General features: G+C 65.3%; 15 protein-coding genes. 11 read left to right on the top strand and 4 right to left on the bottom strand.

Going from position 1 to position 16,084, the window contains the following annotated elements:
• Positions 1–564 precede the first annotated feature (564 nt).
• A complete protein-coding gene (locus ACRCUN_RS11930) occupies positions 565–2,016 on the top strand; it encodes a glycoside hydrolase family 183 protein (RefSeq protein WP_462141846.1) in 1,452 nt (483 codons plus the stop codon).
• Here the strand turns inward: ACRCUN_RS11930 and ACRCUN_RS11925 are convergent.
• On the bottom strand, positions 1,988–2,641 hold the full coding sequence (locus tag ACRCUN_RS11925; RefSeq protein WP_462141845.1) for a TetR/AcrR family transcriptional regulator: 654 nt from the start codon (positions 2,639–2,641) through the stop codon (positions 1,988–1,990). The genes ACRCUN_RS11930 and ACRCUN_RS11925 overlap by 29 nt on opposite strands.
• A complete protein-coding gene (locus ACRCUN_RS11920) occupies positions 2,638–3,972 on the bottom strand; it encodes an aromatic ring-hydroxylating oxygenase subunit alpha (protein ID WP_462142041.1) in 1,335 nt (444 codons plus the stop codon). The genes ACRCUN_RS11925 and ACRCUN_RS11920 overlap by 4 nt, the downstream gene beginning before the upstream one ends.
• Before the next feature lie 106 nt (positions 3,973–4,078).
• Between ACRCUN_RS11920 and ACRCUN_RS11915 the strand changes: the two genes are divergently transcribed.
• Both ACRCUN_RS11915 and ACRCUN_RS11910 read left to right on the top strand, forming a co-directional pair.
• Positions 4,079–5,839, top strand: a complete 1,761-nt coding sequence (locus tag ACRCUN_RS11915) for an N-acyl-D-amino-acid deacylase family protein (protein WP_462141844.1) — start codon at positions 4,079–4,081, stop codon at positions 5,837–5,839.
• A 6-nt stretch (positions 5,840–5,845) separates the two neighbouring features.
• Complete coding sequence (locus tag ACRCUN_RS11910) at positions 5,846–6,856, top strand: alpha/beta fold hydrolase (RefSeq protein WP_462141843.1); 1,011 nt, start codon at positions 5,846–5,848, stop codon at positions 6,854–6,856.
• Here the strand turns inward: ACRCUN_RS11910 and ACRCUN_RS11905 are convergent.
• Positions 6,801–7,418: a TetR/AcrR family transcriptional regulator gene (locus tag ACRCUN_RS11905; protein ID WP_462142040.1), complete on the bottom strand. Its 618-nt coding sequence runs from the start codon at positions 7,416–7,418 to the stop codon at positions 6,801–6,803. The genes ACRCUN_RS11910 and ACRCUN_RS11905 overlap by 56 nt on opposite strands.
• Positions 7,419–7,544: 126 nt before the next feature.
• Here ACRCUN_RS11905 and ACRCUN_RS11900 point away from each other — a divergent pair, with 126 nt between their 5' ends.
• From ACRCUN_RS11900 to ACRCUN_RS11880, 5 genes are all read left to right on the top strand, one after another.
• Complete coding sequence (locus ACRCUN_RS11900) at positions 7,545–8,495, top strand: metal-dependent hydrolase (RefSeq protein ID WP_462141842.1); 951 nt, start codon at positions 7,545–7,547, stop codon at positions 8,493–8,495.
• Entirely contained in the window at positions 8,488–9,654 is a 1,167-nt protein-coding gene (locus ACRCUN_RS11895; RefSeq protein ID WP_462141841.1) for a hypothetical protein, read from the top strand. The genes ACRCUN_RS11900 and ACRCUN_RS11895 overlap by 8 nt, the downstream gene beginning before the upstream one ends.
• A 56-nt stretch (positions 9,655–9,710) precedes the next feature.
• Positions 9,711–10,688, top strand: a complete 978-nt coding sequence (locus tag ACRCUN_RS11890) for an LmeA family phospholipid-binding protein (protein ID WP_462141840.1) — start codon at positions 9,711–9,713, stop codon at positions 10,686–10,688.
• A 79-nt stretch (positions 10,689–10,767) separates the two neighbouring features.
• The gene (locus tag ACRCUN_RS11885) at positions 10,768–11,382 is read left to right on the top strand and encodes a hypothetical protein (protein ID WP_462141839.1); all 615 of its coding nucleotides are present in this window, start codon (positions 10,768–10,770) and stop codon (positions 11,380–11,382) included.
• On the top strand, positions 11,379–11,891 hold the full coding sequence (locus ACRCUN_RS11880) for a hypothetical protein (protein WP_462141838.1): 513 nt from the start codon (positions 11,379–11,381) through the stop codon (positions 11,889–11,891). Before ACRCUN_RS11885 ends, ACRCUN_RS11880 begins: the two co-directional genes overlap by 4 nt.
• An 8-nt stretch (positions 11,892–11,899) precedes the next feature.
• Here the strand turns inward: ACRCUN_RS11880 and ACRCUN_RS11875 are convergent, their stop codons facing one another.
• Positions 11,900–13,468 carry a PTS transporter subunit EIIC gene (locus tag ACRCUN_RS11875; protein WP_462141837.1) on the bottom strand — a complete coding sequence of 523 codons (1,569 nt, stop codon included), beginning with the start codon at positions 13,466–13,468 and terminating at the stop codon, positions 11,900–11,902.
• A gap of 147 nt (positions 13,469–13,615) precedes the next feature.
• Here ACRCUN_RS11875 and ACRCUN_RS11870 point away from each other — a divergent pair, with 147 nt between their 5' ends.
• The 3 genes from ACRCUN_RS11870 to nagA are packed head-to-tail and all read left to right on the top strand — an operon-like array spanning position 13,616 to position 16,018.
• Entirely contained in the window at positions 13,616–14,086 is a 471-nt protein-coding gene (locus ACRCUN_RS11870) for a PTS sugar transporter subunit IIA (RefSeq protein WP_462141836.1), read from the top strand.
• The gene (gene nagB / locus ACRCUN_RS11865) at positions 14,087–14,872 is read left to right on the top strand and encodes a glucosamine-6-phosphate deaminase (RefSeq protein WP_462141835.1); all 786 of its coding nucleotides are present in this window, start codon (positions 14,087–14,089) and stop codon (positions 14,870–14,872) included.
• Positions 14,873–16,018 (top strand): N-acetylglucosamine-6-phosphate deacetylase, encoded by a 1,146-nt coding sequence (gene nagA / locus ACRCUN_RS11860; RefSeq protein WP_462141834.1) that lies wholly within the window; start codon positions 14,873–14,875, stop codon positions 16,016–16,018. It abuts the gene before it with no gap.
• The last annotated feature ends 66 nt before the right edge of the window (positions 16,019–16,084 follow it).

Raw genomic sequence — 16,084 nt, 5'->3', positions numbered from 1 at the left:
TGCGGCTTTGGTGGTGCGCGACTGTAAAGGCAAAGCTGTTCGGCGATGTCGGCGGTATGTGCCACCCGGCCGCTGCGTATCGGTTAGGTGTGTATCTGATCGACAGCTGAAACTGCCCGCTTACGAACCCAAGTCGTTCGTAGGCGGGCAGCTCTGGAAGGCGCCACAAGTCGACGCGCCAGCATCGGCAGCGCGTGCTCAGGCGCGGAACGCGTCCCGGATCAGGCGGTTACTTGTCTTTGCGTCCAGGACGCGGCGGCGGTGGCGGCTGTGCCTTGGTGGTCGGCGAGAATTTGCCGCCCTTCTTCGGGTCGTACGTACCTTTCTCGGCCATGGTGACCTCCTTTTCGTTCGACCGACTTCCACGCTATAGAAGGATTTGATACCCGGTTGCAGAACCGGCGATTGCACACGCGACACGCCGCCGGCCACTTATCCGGTTGCGACACGGTCACGGATGCATCTCTATCAATGCATCAGAGAGCACAGCAGCCTCTTTGATCACTATCGTCACACCTGCTAACTGTTGACGTCGGTGCGACGTCCCCTCTGGGAAGGTGTGACATGTCGCGACGTCCCCCACTCACCTCCAAATCGGTGGCGACGGCGGCTGCAATCGGGCTGACAGTCGCCATCGGCGTCGCAGCGCCTGCCGCCGCGGAACCCTGCACCGGTGCCGCTGCGGCAGTGCAACCGCCGGCGGGTCCGAACGCCGCGGCCACTCCGGCATTGCCCGGTGGCCTGCCGCGAGGGCACCGGCCCGCCGGTGCGAACGAAGGCGCGCCGCTACCCAGGCTCGGCCAGCTGTCGCGGGCGCTGCTCAACGCGCTGACCCCGCGCTCGGCGCCGGTACGCCAGCAAGCGCAAGTGCTACCGCAGCAACCGGTTCCGCAGCCGCAGACCCCAGTGCAGAACACCCAACCGGTGCCGGTCGTCGCTCAACCCGCACCGGCTCCCGCTCCGGCGCCGCCCTCGCCGCCCGGTACGACGCTTGTCGGCTGGGTGACCGGCCCGGAAAGCCCGAACGACACCATCAAGCGGTTCGCGATCACCGGAACCGACCTCGGGATCATGTGGGACAACGGCGATCCCAACGCCCATCAGGTGCTGATGGCCTTCGGCGACACTTACGGATACTGCAGTGTGCGCGGCCAGCAATGGCGGTACAACGTGTTGTTCCGCAGCCAGGACGGCGCGTTGTCGAAAACCATCAGCGTGCCCAACGGCGCTGCCGCCAACAAGTATTCGGGTTCACCGGTGTGGGGGCCTGGCCTGTCGAAGCAGATCATCAACAGCACGAAGTGGGCGGCGACCGAGAAGGGGATCATCCCGACCGCCGGCGTTGCCGTTGGAACGACGCAGTACCTGAACTTCATGTCGATCAAGAACTGGGACAGTGACGGTCGGTGGACGACGAACTACTCGGCCATCGCGGTTTCACCCGACAACGGTGAGAACTGGGGCGTCTATCCCGGCACCGTGCGCACACCGGCCGACGGCAGCGTCGCGGGTGCCAGGTACGTGCGAGGCAATGAGAACTTCCAGCAGGGCGCGTTTCTCAAGCCAGGACCGGGTGACCCGTACCTCTATACGTTCGGGACACCGTCCGGGCGCGGCGGCGCGGCATACATCGCGCGGGTGTTGCCCGGATATGTGCCCGACTTGACGAAGTACGAGTACTTCAACGCTCCGACGAACTCCTGGGTCCCTCGGGATCCTGGTGCGGCCACACCGGTGATTCCTGGACCGGTCAGCGAGATGTCGGCCCAGTACAACACGTATCTCAAGCAGTACCTGGTGCTCTACGGCAACGGTGCCAACGACGTCGTGATGAGGACCGCGCCGACCCCACAAGGCCCGTGGAGTCCAGAACAGCTGCTCATACCGTCATCGCAATACCCCGGCGGGATCTACGCCCCGTTCCTGCACCCGTGGTCGACCGGCAAGGAGCTGTACTACAACCTGTCGCTGTGGTCGGCCTACAACGTCATGCTGATGAAGACGGTTCTGCCGTGACAATCCGTCGCAGCGACACCAGCAGGGCCTCAAGCCCGTATTCGAACACGGCGTCGTAGTCGGTAGGCGACTGCAGTGCTTCGACGAGTTCCTGGTCGGGCCACTCCGTGGTCCACAGCGTTGGATCCTCCTCCTGGTGTGCAGGACCGCGGACGGCCGAGAATTGCATCACCGCAGACGAAATCACGTGCACCTCGACAGCTCGCAGCGCGAGCGCCGCATCGGTTCCCGTGATCTCGAGTTCGGCGAGCTGCGCCGCCAGACGCTGCTGGACCGGCAGGAACAACGTGGGCGTCCGGTCGCGCTCGTGTGCGAGCGCAAGAAGGTGTTGACGTTCGATGAGAAGCCTGCGCTGGGTTCGCGCGAGTGAGCCGATGCGCTCCAGCGGACCGCTGCCGTCCATCGGCAGATTGGCCATCTCGCCGAGAAGGCGGTCGACCAGACTGTCAAATAGTGTGTCGCGTCCGCCGACGTGCCAGTAGATGGACGTGACGGCCACCCCGAGGCGTTCGGCCAACCCACGCATCGAAAACCCAGCCACCCCATCGCGTTCGATGAGGACCGCCGCGGTGTCGAGGATGGTCTCGGCATCGACAGTGGTCGGCCCCTTATGTCTTGCGCTCATGTACCCATCCCGGGGATCTGCCCGCCCTCTGGCAGTGAGAGGTATCGCTCGAGGTTGCGGTGCATGTTGATGATTCTCCGTTCCTCGTTGGACAGCACGAGGTGGGTGAAACCGGGCTGGTGCAAACCCCGCTGCAGGCCGGCCAGCACGGTGATGTCCTGGCTCATGACCAAGCCGGGGTGGGCATCGGCCGCGCTCAGCCGAACATCGGCCGGACGGGTGCGCGGCGACCCCGGCGGCATGCGAGTCATCAGGGTCATCACCAGCTGTCCGTGGTCGGGATCGGTGCCGGGCAGTGCGGTCATCACCGTCAAGTGGTCGGCGGTGGCCAGCATCGTCATGTTGGGAAAGACGTTGTACTGGTGCAGGCGCATCATCTGATCGGTGTCGGCCCAGCTCAGGTCGACGCCGCGGCCGGCCGCGAATTCCCTTATGCGATCGGCTATCACGTCGGCCACCGACTGGCCGGGCTGGGTTTCGGGCGGAAACGGCGTGCCGTCCTCCAGCCCCATCAACGCACCTTGCGTTGAGACGTACGCGGCCCACACCTCCTCATCGGTCAATGCGTCCTTCAGTTGGGGGCTCGGCACACCGTACATCGACTCGGACTTTCCGGTGCGGCCCCAGATCGATTGCGGTGCATAGACATCGTCCATGCACCGGTGAAGTTCGGGGTGCAGCGTCTGGACGTGATAGGTCTCGCTGTACCCGTCGGCGATCGTCTTCCAGTTGGCGTCCACGTCGATCGTCATCGTCGCGTAGCACCGGAAATCGTCGAGCCCGCACCACGCGATGTCGCGCGGGACGGCCTCCAGATACTCAAGGAGTGGTATGGCGCCGGCATCGAGATTGACGAACACCAATCGTTCCCACGTGTCGACTTTGGCGGCGATCAGTGGGAAGTCGGACATGTGCACCGCGCCGAAACCCTTGCGGTTCGGGATCCGCTTGAGCGCACCGGTGAGATCCCATGTCCAGCCGTGGTAGCCACATTTCAGTTCGCGCAAGTCCGAACCCGCACCGGCGCACAGCGTGTTGCCGCGGTGCCGGCACGCGTTCTGAAACGCTCGCAGCATGCCGTCCTCGCCGTGCACGATCAGAATCGAGTATGGGCCGCAGCGGTATTCGAAGTAGTCGCCCGGTGCCGCGACGTGATCGACGGTGCAGGCGACCTGCCAGACTCTGGGCCACATGCGCTGCACCTCGAGCGCGGCGAACGCAGGCGAGCAATAGCGTTCGGCCGGGATCAGGGTGGGCCGCTCGGGTGGGGTGCCGATCGCGTCCTCGCGCCGAGTGCGAGCCGTATCGCTCATGCTCTCGTCGGTGTGCATCGCCATGGGAACTCCTCCGAACGAAGGGATCAAACTCGGCGCGGCCGTTCTGTAACGGTGTTACATTGCCACCGTAGCGGCCGGCAGGCATTCAAGGGAGTGAAACGTGTTCGATCTGAAGATCACGGGCGGCACCGTCGTCGATGGGACAGGGACCGACAGATTCACCGCTGACGTGGCACTCAAGGACGGAAAGATCGTCGAGGTCCGTCGGCGCGGCCCCGGCGACCCGCCGCTGGCCGGCGATGCGGCCGAGACCATCGACGCCACCGGAAAGATCGTCGCGCCCGGATTCGTCGACATCCACACGCACTACGACGGCCAGGTCAGCTGGGACGACGTGCTCGAGCCGTCGAGCAACCACGGGGTCACGACGGTCGTCGCGGGGAACTGCGGGGTGGGCTTCGCGCCGGTGCGGCCCGGGCAGGAGCAATGGCTCATCGAGTTGATGGAGGGCGTCGAGGACATCCCGGGCACCGCGCTGACCGAGGGCATCACGTGGGGCTGGGAGAGTTACGCCGAGTACCTCGACGTGATCGGCAAGCGTGAACTAGCCGTCGACATCGGCAGCCAGATCGCGCACGGAACCGTGCGTGCATACGCGATGGGGGAGCGCGGCGCCCGCAACGAACCGGCGACGCCAGAGGACATCGAGGCCATGAGCCGGTTGGTGCGGGACGCGGCTGAGGCTGGGGCGCTGGGCTTTTCGTCATCACGCACGCTTGCCCATCGGGCGATGGACGGCGAGCCGGTGCCGGGAACCTTTGCCGCGGAAGAAGAGTTGTTCGCGCTGGGCCGCGCGATGGCGGCGGGCGGCGCAGCGGTGTTCGAGCTCGCACCGCAGGGTGCGGCGGGCGAGGACATCGTGGCGCCGAAAAAGGAACTGGAGTGGATGCAGCGTCTCGGCGCCGAGATCGACTGTGCGTTGAGCTTCGCGCTGATCCAGGTCGACGCCGACCCCAAACTCTGGCGCGAGCAGTTGGACATCTCGGCAGCGGCCCATGACCGGGGTGCCCGCCTGCACCCGCAGGTGGCCGCCCGGCCGTTCGGGATGTTGCTCGGGTTCCCCGGCCATCACGCGTTCACACATCGCCCGACGTACCGGAAACTCAAGGCCGAATGCGGTCGTGAGGAGCTGGCCGCTCGCCTCGCCGAACCTGCCGTTCGCGCGGCGATCCTGTCCGAAGACGACCTGCCCATCGATCCAAATGTGTTGTTCGACGGGATGTTTGCGTTGGCGCAATACTCGGCGGAGCGGTTGTATGCGCTCGGCGAGCCGCCCGATTACGAACCCACTGCCGAGCGCACCGTCGCAGCGATCGCCCGCGACCGCGGCGAGGATGTCTTGGCGACGATGTATGACCTGATGCTGGAAGCCGATGCCGGATCGATGCTCATGCTGCCGATGTTCAACTACGCCGACGGCAATCACGACGCGATCCGCGAAATGATGACGCACCCGGCGGCCGTGCTTGGGCTGTCGGACGGCGGCGCACACTGCAGCATGATCTGTGACGCGTCCTATCCGACGTTCCTGCTGACCCATTGGGCGCGGGACCGGCATCGGGGCGAGAAGTTGCCGCTGGAATATGTGATCCGCAAGCAATCCCATGACACCGCACAGCTGTTCGGCTTGTCCGACCGGGGCGTGATCGCCGTCGGCAAGAAGGCCGACGTCAACGTCATCGACTTGGATGCGCTGACGTTGCATGCCCCACGGATGGCCTATGACCTGCCGGCCGGCGGGCACCGGCTGGTCCAGGGGGCGTCCGGCTACACCGCCACGATCGTCAACGGAGTCGTCACGCGCCGCGACGGTGTGGACACCGGCGCTCGGCCGGGCCGCCTCGTGCGCGGAGCCCGCTGAACGACGGTGAGTTTCAGATACGATCCGCGCCACCGGCCGCCACAGCCGCCGACTCCATCCGCGGACCACTTCACGATCCACAATGCTGAAGTCGCGGAACATGTTTCGCTCGCGTACATCCGGGAAGGGCTGGGCGGCGCGCCGTTACTGCTGATTCACGGGTACCCGGAGACCAAGCGCATCTGGTGGCGCAACATCGAGCCCCTTGCCGCGGCGGGCTTCGAGGTCATCGTGCCGGATCTGCGCGGCATGGGTGACAGCGCCACACCGCCGGATGACCGCCACGACCTCGTGACGTACTCGCGGGACCTGTATGCACTTGTGCACGACCGCCTCGGCCACTCGTCGTGCCTGATCGCAGCGGGGGACGTCGGCGGCGTGGTGGCCACCGACATGATTCACCGGTTTCCCGGATTCGTCGACGGTTTCTGCGTTTTCAACACCGTGCCGCCGATGGGCGTGGACTACGCGGGGATCACTTCACCGCATCCGTGGTCGCTGGCCGGTGCCTTCGATCCCACTGCCGACTACCGGTGGATGCAGGGCGCCTTCCCCGACGAACTCGCCGCGATGCTCACGTCGCCGCAGGCTCGCAGGCAGTGGGTCGCGGCGATGTATACGAATCGGCTCTGGGGCTCGCCCTACACGTTCACCCAGGCCGATGTGGACTTCATGACCGAACCGTTCGCCGACGAGGTGAGGCTGCGGGCAGGATGGGCGTCCTATCAACTCGCATACGGCCGTGCCATGCCCGACATTCCGCTCATGGATGCGGTCGACGTGCGCACACTGGTCCTCTACGGACCCGACGATCACGCGCTCGGCGAGGATTTCGTCCCGAAGTGCGAACGGGCATTTCGCAATCGCGTCGGCCCGTTGGTGATCCCCGGCGCCGGTCACTTCCTGCAGTGGGAACGAGCCGACATCTTCAACACGCTAGTCGCGGCAGTATTCGAAGACGTCATCGGTCGCCGTCGCGCGGTTGAGCCAGGATCGCGCCACCCAGCCAACGCCTGATGAAGCGGCGCAACTCATCCCGGGATCGGGTCGCCTCGTTCGGCGCGACGAAAAACGACATCATCACCCGGAGCGTGAACTCGACGAGTTCGCGCTGCGCCGTCTCGTCGTAGCCGTACTTGTCCCAGTCGACGTCGAATCGCGTCATCATCCGCATGCCGAAGGTCTGCGCCTCATCCGAGGCCAGATTCCCCGAGTGCGAGTGCAAATACGGCTCGGAGAGCAGAATTCCCAGATGAGGCGTTCGGGTGACCTCTTCGAGCGTGAAGACCACGCCCTCGGTCATCGCCTCGGCCGGATCGGTGATACCGCGCACGCTCTCAGCCAGTCGGTCGAAGAATCCGTCGACCGAGGCCAGCGCGGCCGCATGCATGAGCGAATCGGCCGTGGGGAAGTAGCGGTAGACCGTCTGCCTGATCACGCCCAGTGATGCCGCGACGTCGGCGATGCTGACGTCGGAACCCGTCTCGGAGATCAGCTTGACCGCGGCGTCGACGATGCGCGCAGCGGCTTCCTCGTCGCTGCTCGGCGGGCGGCCGTCCCACCCGCGCCTACGCGCCACCGACCGAACCTCCCAACGACATTCCTGCAGGATATCGCCCCGGCCGTTGACGATCGGCGTCACGTGAAGTAATCATACAAGTACTCCGACTTTTGTATGATTGCTTCGATCGAACGAAGGTGCTCGATGACTGACCTGATAGTGCGCAAAATGCGGTTCGCGTTCGCCGACCACCACGTCCCATTCCTGTGGAACGAAGCCAACCCGGCTTTTTCGAGCATGGCCAACGCGGTGTCGTTCCTGGCAATTGCCTTCGAAAAGATGATCGGCCACATGATCACCGAAGCCATGCCGCACATCACCGACCCCGAGATCGCCGAGGAGGCCCAGGCCTTCGTCCGGCAGGAGGGGCAGCATTCGATGGCCCACCGCCAGCACGCGAAAGGGCTCATCAAGAGTTACCCCGCGCTGAAAGAGACGCTCGACGAGGTGATGCGCGCATTCGACGATCTGACGGCCAGCACGCCGTTGAAGTACCGGCTTGCCTATACGGCCGATCTCGAAGCGACATTCACGCCGGTGTTCAAGCTCATGCTCGATCATGACGACACGCTGTTCGCGCCGGGGGACGACCGCGTTGCCTCCCTGTTCCTGTGGCATTTCGTCGAGGAGGTCGAACATCGCAGCTCGGCGTTGATCATCTACGACGCGGTGGTCGACGATCCGTGGTACCGCATGCGGGTCGCTCCGTCGATCTTCAAGCACGTGTGGAGTGTCCTTCGGGTGGCTTGCGAAGGATTCAACAAGCATGTGCCGTTGTCCGAGCGCAAGATCGACGCGCTGTCGATCTTCGGCATGCAGGCCAGGAAAAAGGCACTGATGCAACGCCTTCCGTTCGTCAACGCGCCCGACGACGGTCCGTTCGCCAACGCCTTCAGCCACCTGCCCATCCGTGAACAGCTCACTGCGCTCGCGGGAGTCGTGCGTAGCCAGATTCCCGGCCACAACCCGGCGCACGAGAAGCTGCCTGCGCTGGCCGACGAGTGGTTCGCTCGCTACGAGGCCGGTTACGAGGTCACCCAGTGGTACACCGCGGGGACGGCCGCGGCGCAGAAAGTGAACCCGGCCAATGTCTGATCTGTGCACCCCGACGTTCGCCGATCTCGCTCAGCGGCTTGGCTTTTCGTGTGACACCGCAGGCGGACTCGTGGAGTTCCGCAGCCCCTTCGGATTGGAGAACTGGACACTGCCGGTCCTGGAACTCACCGTGATCGTCGGGGCGGTGCTCGCCCTGGTCTACGCGACCGCGAGGCTGCGCCGCCACAACGATCCGACCAATCTCGTGCTGTGGTTCGGCGCCATCGCGTATCTGTTGATCATCGAACCGCCCCTGTACTTCCCTGGCGCGTTCGGCATCAGTGAGTACGTCGACACGATGTTCGCCCACAATGTGTTCACCATCGACTTCCTCTGGGGGCGGCTGCCGCTCTACATCGTGGCAATCTATCCGATGATGGCCACGGTCGCGTTCGAGATCGTCCGCAGCCTGGGAGTCTTCCGGCGATACGGCGCGCTGGTGGGCGCCGTATGTGTCGGTTTCGTCCACCACGCGTTCTACGAGATCTTCGACCATCTCGGACCGCAATTGCGCTGGTGGGAATGGACTTTGGACCACCCGATGAATCAGCCTTTCTTCGACTCCGTTCCGCTGCCCAGTGTCGTCGTGTTCGCCGCCCTGTGGCCGATGTCGCTGGCATTCTGCGTGCAGATCTTCGTCGGCCGGTACGCCGACGAGGGCAAGACCTTCACCGGCTTGCAGATCGTGTGGCGGACGATCGCCGTCGGCGTGCTGGCGTCGATCGGCACGGCAGTGCTGCCCATGCCCGCGACGATCGGCGCGGCGATCTCCGGCAGCACCACCGTCGGTGGGTTCATCTACGCCGCTGAACTCGTGGTGCTCAGTGTGGTGGCGATACCGGTCCTCATCAGGCAGTGGTCGGCGGTGCGTCGCGAATCAACGGAGGCGTACTCGAATCCGCTGATCCTGCGCTATGCCGTCGTGTACCTGGGTGTCATGGCTGTCCTGTGGGTGACGGCCCTTCCGGCGTACTTCGGCGCTGTAGACGGTGTCACGGCCGACGGCGATCCGATCGGCAGCCTCTGGTACACCGTGCTGTGCCTGCTGATCGCGGCCTTGTCCATCGCGGCGGCCGCAACTGCGCCGCGCGGTACAGGTAGCGGGCGTGTCGATGCCGCGGCGTCACCTTCAGTCGACGCCGCACGACAGACATCGTGAACTGACTCTCCTCCAACCGCTCGGAGCATCCCCGGTAATGGGGCACAATTGCGGGGGTGCCGACACCGCCGCAACGCCCAGGGCAGCCTGGCTGGCGCGGGCAGGGGCGTCCGCCGTCTGACCCGGCCACCCGGCGGCTGCCTCGTGCCGGCCGACCGCAAGAACCGCCGACCGAGCAACTCCGGGCGCGCTACCGGCCGCCCGACGCGGCGACAGAGAAGATCGCCCGACCTCACCCGCGTGACGCGGCGGCAACCGAGAAGATGTCACGGGCGCGGCCGCCCACGACGGCGCCCACCGGCAGTCGGCCGCGTCGTCGCAATCGCCAAACCGTCCTTCTCATCGTCGTCATTGCGGTCTCGGTGGTGGTCGGTGGCCTGGCCGCCGCCGAGCTGTACGCGCGGCACCGCGCGGGCAACCTCCTCGTCGCCGTAGCCGAGTGTGTGGTGCAAGATTCGGCATCGGTTTCGTTCGGTGTCAACCCGCCGTTCCTGTGGCAGCACATCACCGGCCACTACACCAACATCTCGGTGGAGACCGGGGGGAAGCGCGTTCAGGAAGCCGAGGGCATGACCGCCGACGTGACGCTGGAAGACATCCGGCTGCAGGGCACGGCGGATTCCAAGGGCACCATCGGATCGCTCAACGCAACGCTGGCCTGGACGGCGGCCGGCATCAAAGACACCGTCGCCGCCAACCTGCCCGGCGTCGGCAGCCTGGTGACCGGGGTGAGCACCGACCCGGCAGCCGGCACCATCACTCTCGAAGCCGCGGGCGGTACACGAGTCACCGCGCAGCCTGTCGTCACCGGCGGCGACCTCGGCCTGCAGGTGCTCGACGTCACCGGCCCGTTCTCGAAAGACGCCGTGCAGACGGCGCTCAACGAGCTCACCACGAAACTCAACGACAACTACCCGCTCGGCATTCACGCCGACAGCGTCGCGGTCACCGATTCCGGTGTGGTCGGGAAGTTCTCCAGTCAGGACGCAAAGATCCCGAACGACGACTCCGAGCCCTGCTTCGAGCGACTCTGACCAGGTCTCGGACGGCGCCCCGAAAATTGACGTTTCTGCAGACAAGTAGCGGGTATTCCGCCGTGCAGGAGGTCTGGAGATGCCTACGTGGAGTTGGATTGCAATAGCAGTAGTTGTCGCGGTCATCGTCATCCTGGCGTTGATCGTCGCCGTATCGATGAGCCGTCACAAACGGTCGGAAAGGCTACGAGACCAGTTCGGTCCAGAGTATGAGCGCGCTGTCGACGCGACCGGTGACGAACGTGCCGCGGAAAAAGAGCTTCTTGCGCGTCAACGCAAGCGGAAGAAGCTGGACATCGTCGAGTTGAGCCCCGAGTCGCGGGCGAAGTACGCCCAAGCCTGGGCATCGACGCAAGCCGGGTTCGTCGACAACCCGTCACAGGCGGTGGACGAAGCCGACCGCCTCGTCACCGAGGTGATGAATGAACGCGGCTATCCGGTAAACGATTTCGAACAGCAAGCAGCAGATATCTCGGTCGATCATCCCAAGGTCGTCGAGCACTACCGGGCCGCACACATCCTGCAGATGGCCCAGGCGCAGGGTGACATCGGCACCGAGGCCCAACGGGAGGCGATCGTCCACTACCGAGCGCTTTTCGAACAGTTGTTGGGCGCCGAGGAGCGTCCCCACGTTGCCGAGCAGCGTCCCCACGATGTCCCGCCCACCGACTCGCCGAAGGAGGCGCGCGCATGACCACCCACGAGCGGCCGATGCCGACTGCCCAACCCGACCAGACTTCGATCGCCGAACCGCAGCAGATGCCGAACATAGATCCACAGCAGACGTCGCCCGTTGAACCGCAGCAGACGTCCACTGCCCAACCCGAGCACATGTCGGCCACCGCGCAACCGGGACACGCCGCCGAGGAAGGCGACGTCCGGGATGCCGGCACCACCGGCACGCAGCAGGCCGACGTTGAGACGCCGGACGACAACACCTTGCTGTTCGCCGACGAACATCGGTCCGGACTGCGGTCGCGGTGGGATGAAGTGCAGGCGGCGTTCGTCGACGACCCGAAGCAGTGCGTTCAGAAGGCGGACAATCTGGTGGCCGATGTCGTCGAACAGCTCACGGCGAGCTTCGCCGACACGCGGTCGCGCCTGGAGGCGCAGTGGGCACGTGGCGAGGACGCCTCGACCGAAGATCTTCGCCTGGCGCTCAAGCGGTATCGCGACTTCTTCCAGCGGCTGCTGTCAGTCTGAGGTGTCGGCTACAGAGTCTCGATGATGGCGTTCTTGATGGCCTCGGAGTTCGTGCCGAAGACCGCTTGAACGCTGTTGCCGACCTCGATGACGCCCGCGGCGCCGAGCGTTTTGAGTCGCTCGTGATCGACCTTGGTCTTGTCCGCCACATCCATGCGCAGGCGCGTGATGCAGGCATCGACGTTCACGAGGTTGTCGCGGCCGCCGAACGCCGCGATGATCTGTTCGGCCTGGGTGTCGGCGCGTGCGGGCGCGGTCAGGGTTCCGCCGCCGGCGGCGACGGCGGTCGTCGACTCACCGCCTTCGCCGAGGTTCGCGGCTTCGTCGGCCTCGAACTCGGACTCGGGCTCGCGCCCGGGCGTGCGCATGTTCCATTTCGTGATCGCGACGTAGAACAACACGAAGTAGATCACGAAGAACACCCCGCCCATGGCGATGAGCAGCCAGATGTTCTTCGCCGCTGGCGCACCGCCGTACAACAACAAGTCGATGAGCCCGGCCGAGAACGAGAAGCCCAAATGGATGTCGAGCAGATAGGCGATCGCGAGCGACAGCCCGGTGAGCACGGCGTGGACGACGTAGAGCGGGAACGCCACGAACATGAACGCGAACTCCAGCGGTTCGGTGACCCCAGTGAGGAACGCGGTCAGCGCCGCCGCCGACAGGATGCCCACCGCGAGCTTGCGTTGCTTTCTGTTGGCCGCCAGGATCATTGCCAGCGCGGCGGCGGGCAACCCGAACATCAACACCGGGTAGAAACCTGACGTGAGAATTCCCGCGGTGGGGTCACCGGCGGCGAAGCGAGTGAGCTCACCGGTGACCACCTCGCCGTCGGCGGTCTGGTAGTCGCCGTAGATGAACCACACGTATGAATTCGGAATGTGGTGCAGGCCCAGCGGAATCAGCATGCGGTTGGCGAAGCCGTACACGAACGCACCCAGTGCTCCACTGCCGCCGATGAACTTGCCGAGCGCCGTCAGCCCGGCATCGAAGATGGGGTAGAAGTAGCTCATCAGGAACGCGATGAACAAGCTGGCCAGTGACACCACGATCGGGACGAACCGCCTCCCGCCGAAAAAACCCAGATACGACGGCAGTTGGATGGTGTGGTATCGGTCGAACAACCACGCGGTCAGCAGGCCGACGACGATGCCGGCGAACACGCTGTAATTGATCAGCGCCTGCTCGCCGGCTTTGTCGACCTCGCCGGCCAGCACGATCGGCGACATGGTTTTGAACACTGCTTCCATCACCAGATAGCCCACGACGGCGGCGAGTGCGGTCGAACCGTCGGCCTTGCGGGCGAAACCGATCGCGACGCCGACGGCGAACAGCAGCGGCAGGTTGCTGAACAGCGCGTCGCCCGCCGCGCTCATCGCCTTGAAGAACGAGCCGATGACGGGTGACTCGATGCGGCCGAGCAAGTCGGGTTGGCCGAGTCGCAGCAGAATGCCCGCCGCCGGCAACACTGCGATGGGCAGCATGAGGCTCTTGCCGAGCCGCTGCAGTTGGGCGAACCCCGGTATGCGCATCCAGGATTCTCGCTGTGCGCCTTGCGGTTTCGTTGTGCTGTTCATTGAATGATCGCCCTTCCGGTCGCATACGGCGACCCGCCGCCCAAGCTGAGCGGAAGCTTAGACGAGAACCTGCGGAGAAGAGGCGAACTCGAGTCCATCGGCCGACGACGCTCGTATTGTTGAAGCACGAGCAAAGGAGTCACGAGCGTGAGCAGAACCCAGGTACTGGCCCCCGTCACCGGTCGCGCCGTCGCACTCACCGATGTCGACGATCCCGTGTTCTCGGCGGGCATGGTGGGTTACGGCGCGGCGGTGGATCCTCCGCATGAGGTGGTTGACGCGGTGGCCCCGGTCAGCGGCCGGGTGCTGAAGCTGATGCCGCATGCGTACGTCGTGATGACACCCGGCAACGTGGGTGTGCTGGTCCATCTCGGGCTCGACACCGTGCAGCTCAACGGCGACGGGTTCACCACCCACGTCAGCCAGGGCGACGACGTCACCGCGGGCGATGTCGTCATCACGTATGACGTCGCGGCAGTGGTGGCCAAAGGCCTCAATCCGATTGTCCCGGTGGTGGTCATGGACGAACGTGAATCCGGCAACGTCCTGGTGTCGCAAGCAGTCGCACAGGGAGCCGACATCGACTCGGGCGACGAACTTTTCGTCGCCACCAAGTAGATGGAAGTCATCATCCTCGCCGATGCCGGGCAGATCGGCACCGTCGCCGCAGGTGCGATCGCCGCGCTGCTGGGCCGCAAACCGAACGCGGTCCTCGGCTTGGCCACCGGATCCTCGCCGTTGGCCATCTATGACGAACTGGTGTCGCGCTGCGATGCCGGGCTCATCTCATTCCGGCAGGCGCGTGGTTTCACCCTCGACGAATACGTCGGCCTGCCCGCCGATCATCCCGAGCGGTACCGCAACGTCATCGACACCGTGTTCGTCTCCCGTGTCGACTTCGCGCCGGATGCGGTTGCGGGCCCCGACGGCCTGGCCGCGGACATACCCGCCGCATGCGCGGCATTCGAGAAAGCGATCGAAGACGCGGGCGGCGTCGATCTGCAGATCCTGGGGATCGGCACCGACGGGCACATCGCGTTCAACGAGCCGGGATCCTCGCTTGGATCCCGTACCCGGATCAAGACATTGACCAGACAGACCCGACTCGACAACGCCCGGTTCTTCGGCGGCGATCCCGACAAGGTGCCCACGCACTGCTTGACGCAGGGGCTCGCCACGATCATGGCGGCCCGGCATCTGATCCTCGTGGCCACCGGCCGCAGCAAGGCAGAAGCGGTGCACCATCTCGTCGAGGGCGCCGTGAGCGCAATGTGGCCGGCGACCATACTGCAACACCATCCGCACGTGACGGTGTTGCTCGACGACGCCGCGGCGCAGCGCCTGCAGCTCATCGACTACTACCGCGAGACGTACCGCGCCAAGCCGGAATGGCAGGGCCTCTGAGTGCTGTTGACCGCTGACACCGTGCTCACGGGCACAGAACTGTTGCGGCCCGGGTGGATCGACGTCGCGCATGGCGTCGTGACGGCCACTGGCGCAGGCAGCCCGCCACGCGTGGCGGATCGTCACCTCGGCGCGGTGACGGTGGTGCCGGGCTTCGTCGACACGCACGTGCACGGCGGTGCCGGAGGTAACTTCTCGGCGGCATCGACGCCGGAAACCGCCGCTGCGGTCGACCTCCACCGCCGGCACGGCACGACGACACTTGTGGCGTCCCTGGTTACCGCAGCCCCCGACGATCTTCTGCGCCAGGTCACCGAGTTGGCCGAACACGTCCGCGTTGGCCTGATCGACGGAATTCATCTGGAAGGTCCGTGGCTGTCGGTCAAACGGTGCGGAGCCCATCAACCCGCACTCATGCGGGACCCGGACCCGGTTGAGATCGACCGTGTGCTGACGGCAGCCGCGGGCACCGTCCGGATGGTCACCATCGCACCGGAACGCGATGGCGCACTTGCCGCGATCGGTCAGATCGTCGAGGCGGGCGCGGTGGCCGCCGTCGGTCACACCGAAGCGACGTACGAACAAACACGGGCCGCGATCGCGGCAGGCGCAACAGTGGGTACGCATCTGTTCAACGCGATGCGCCCGATCGATCGCCGTGAGCCGGGCCCGGTCATCGCGCTCGTGGAGGACGAGCGCGTGACCGTCGAGATGATCACCGACGGCGTGCACGTCGACCCAGCGATCTACCGGCACGTCACGCAAAGCGTTGGGCCGCAACGATTGTCGCTGATCACTGACGCGATGGCGGCGACGGGCATGTCCGACGGTGTCTATCATCTCGGGCCGCTCGCGGTCGACGTGGTGGCCGGAGTCGCGCGCGTAGCCGGAACCGACACGATCGCAGGCAGCACCGCCACGATGGATCAGCTGTTCCGATTCGCCGCCACCCATTGCGGGCACTCCGGAGACGAGGCCCTGATGTTGGCGGTGCGTCAGGCTTCGCTCAATCCGGCCCGCGCACTCGGTCTGCCGTGCGCGGGGCTCGTGCCAGGCGGTGCGGCCGATATGGCGGTGTTGGACTCGGCTCTCAGCGTTGTCGCTGTGCTGCGTCGCGGGGATTGGGTCGTCGAACCGGCGGACTGACCGTCGCGTTTGCCCAAACGTGGCCGAAGGAGCGCGATCGGGACGACCGGCCTCAGAACTGGTTTC

Source organism: Mycobacterium venezuelense (genome assembly GCF_054919535.1).
This window is presented reverse-complemented; position numbering and strand designations above follow the sequence as displayed.

Coding starts and splice junctions, on each gene's coding strand:
- ACRCUN_RS11930 (WP_462141846.1), top strand. CDS start 565: ATGTCGCGACGTCCCCCACTCACCTCCAAATCGGTGGCGACGGCGGCT.
- ACRCUN_RS11925 (WP_462141845.1), bottom strand. CDS start 2,641: ATGAGCGCAAGACATAAGGGGCCGACCACTGTCGATGCCGAGACCATC.
- ACRCUN_RS11920 (WP_462142041.1), bottom strand. CDS start 3,972: ATGCACACCGACGAGAGCATGAGCGATACGGCTCGCACTCGGCGCGAG.
- ACRCUN_RS11900 (WP_462141842.1), top strand. CDS start 7,545: ATGACTGACCTGATAGTGCGCAAAATGCGGTTCGCGTTCGCCGACCAC.
- ACRCUN_RS11895 (WP_462141841.1), top strand. CDS start 8,488: ATGTCTGATCTGTGCACCCCGACGTTCGCCGATCTCGCTCAGCGGCTT.
- ACRCUN_RS11885 (WP_462141839.1), top strand. CDS start 10,768: ATGCCTACGTGGAGTTGGATTGCAATAGCAGTAGTTGTCGCGGTCATC.
- ACRCUN_RS11880 (WP_462141838.1), top strand. CDS start 11,379: ATGACCACCCACGAGCGGCCGATGCCGACTGCCCAACCCGACCAGACT.
- ACRCUN_RS11875 (WP_462141837.1), bottom strand. CDS start 13,468: ATGAACAGCACAACGAAACCGCAAGGCGCACAGCGAGAATCCTGGATG.
- nagB (WP_462141835.1), top strand. CDS start 14,087: ATGGAAGTCATCATCCTCGCCGATGCCGGGCAGATCGGCACCGTCGCC.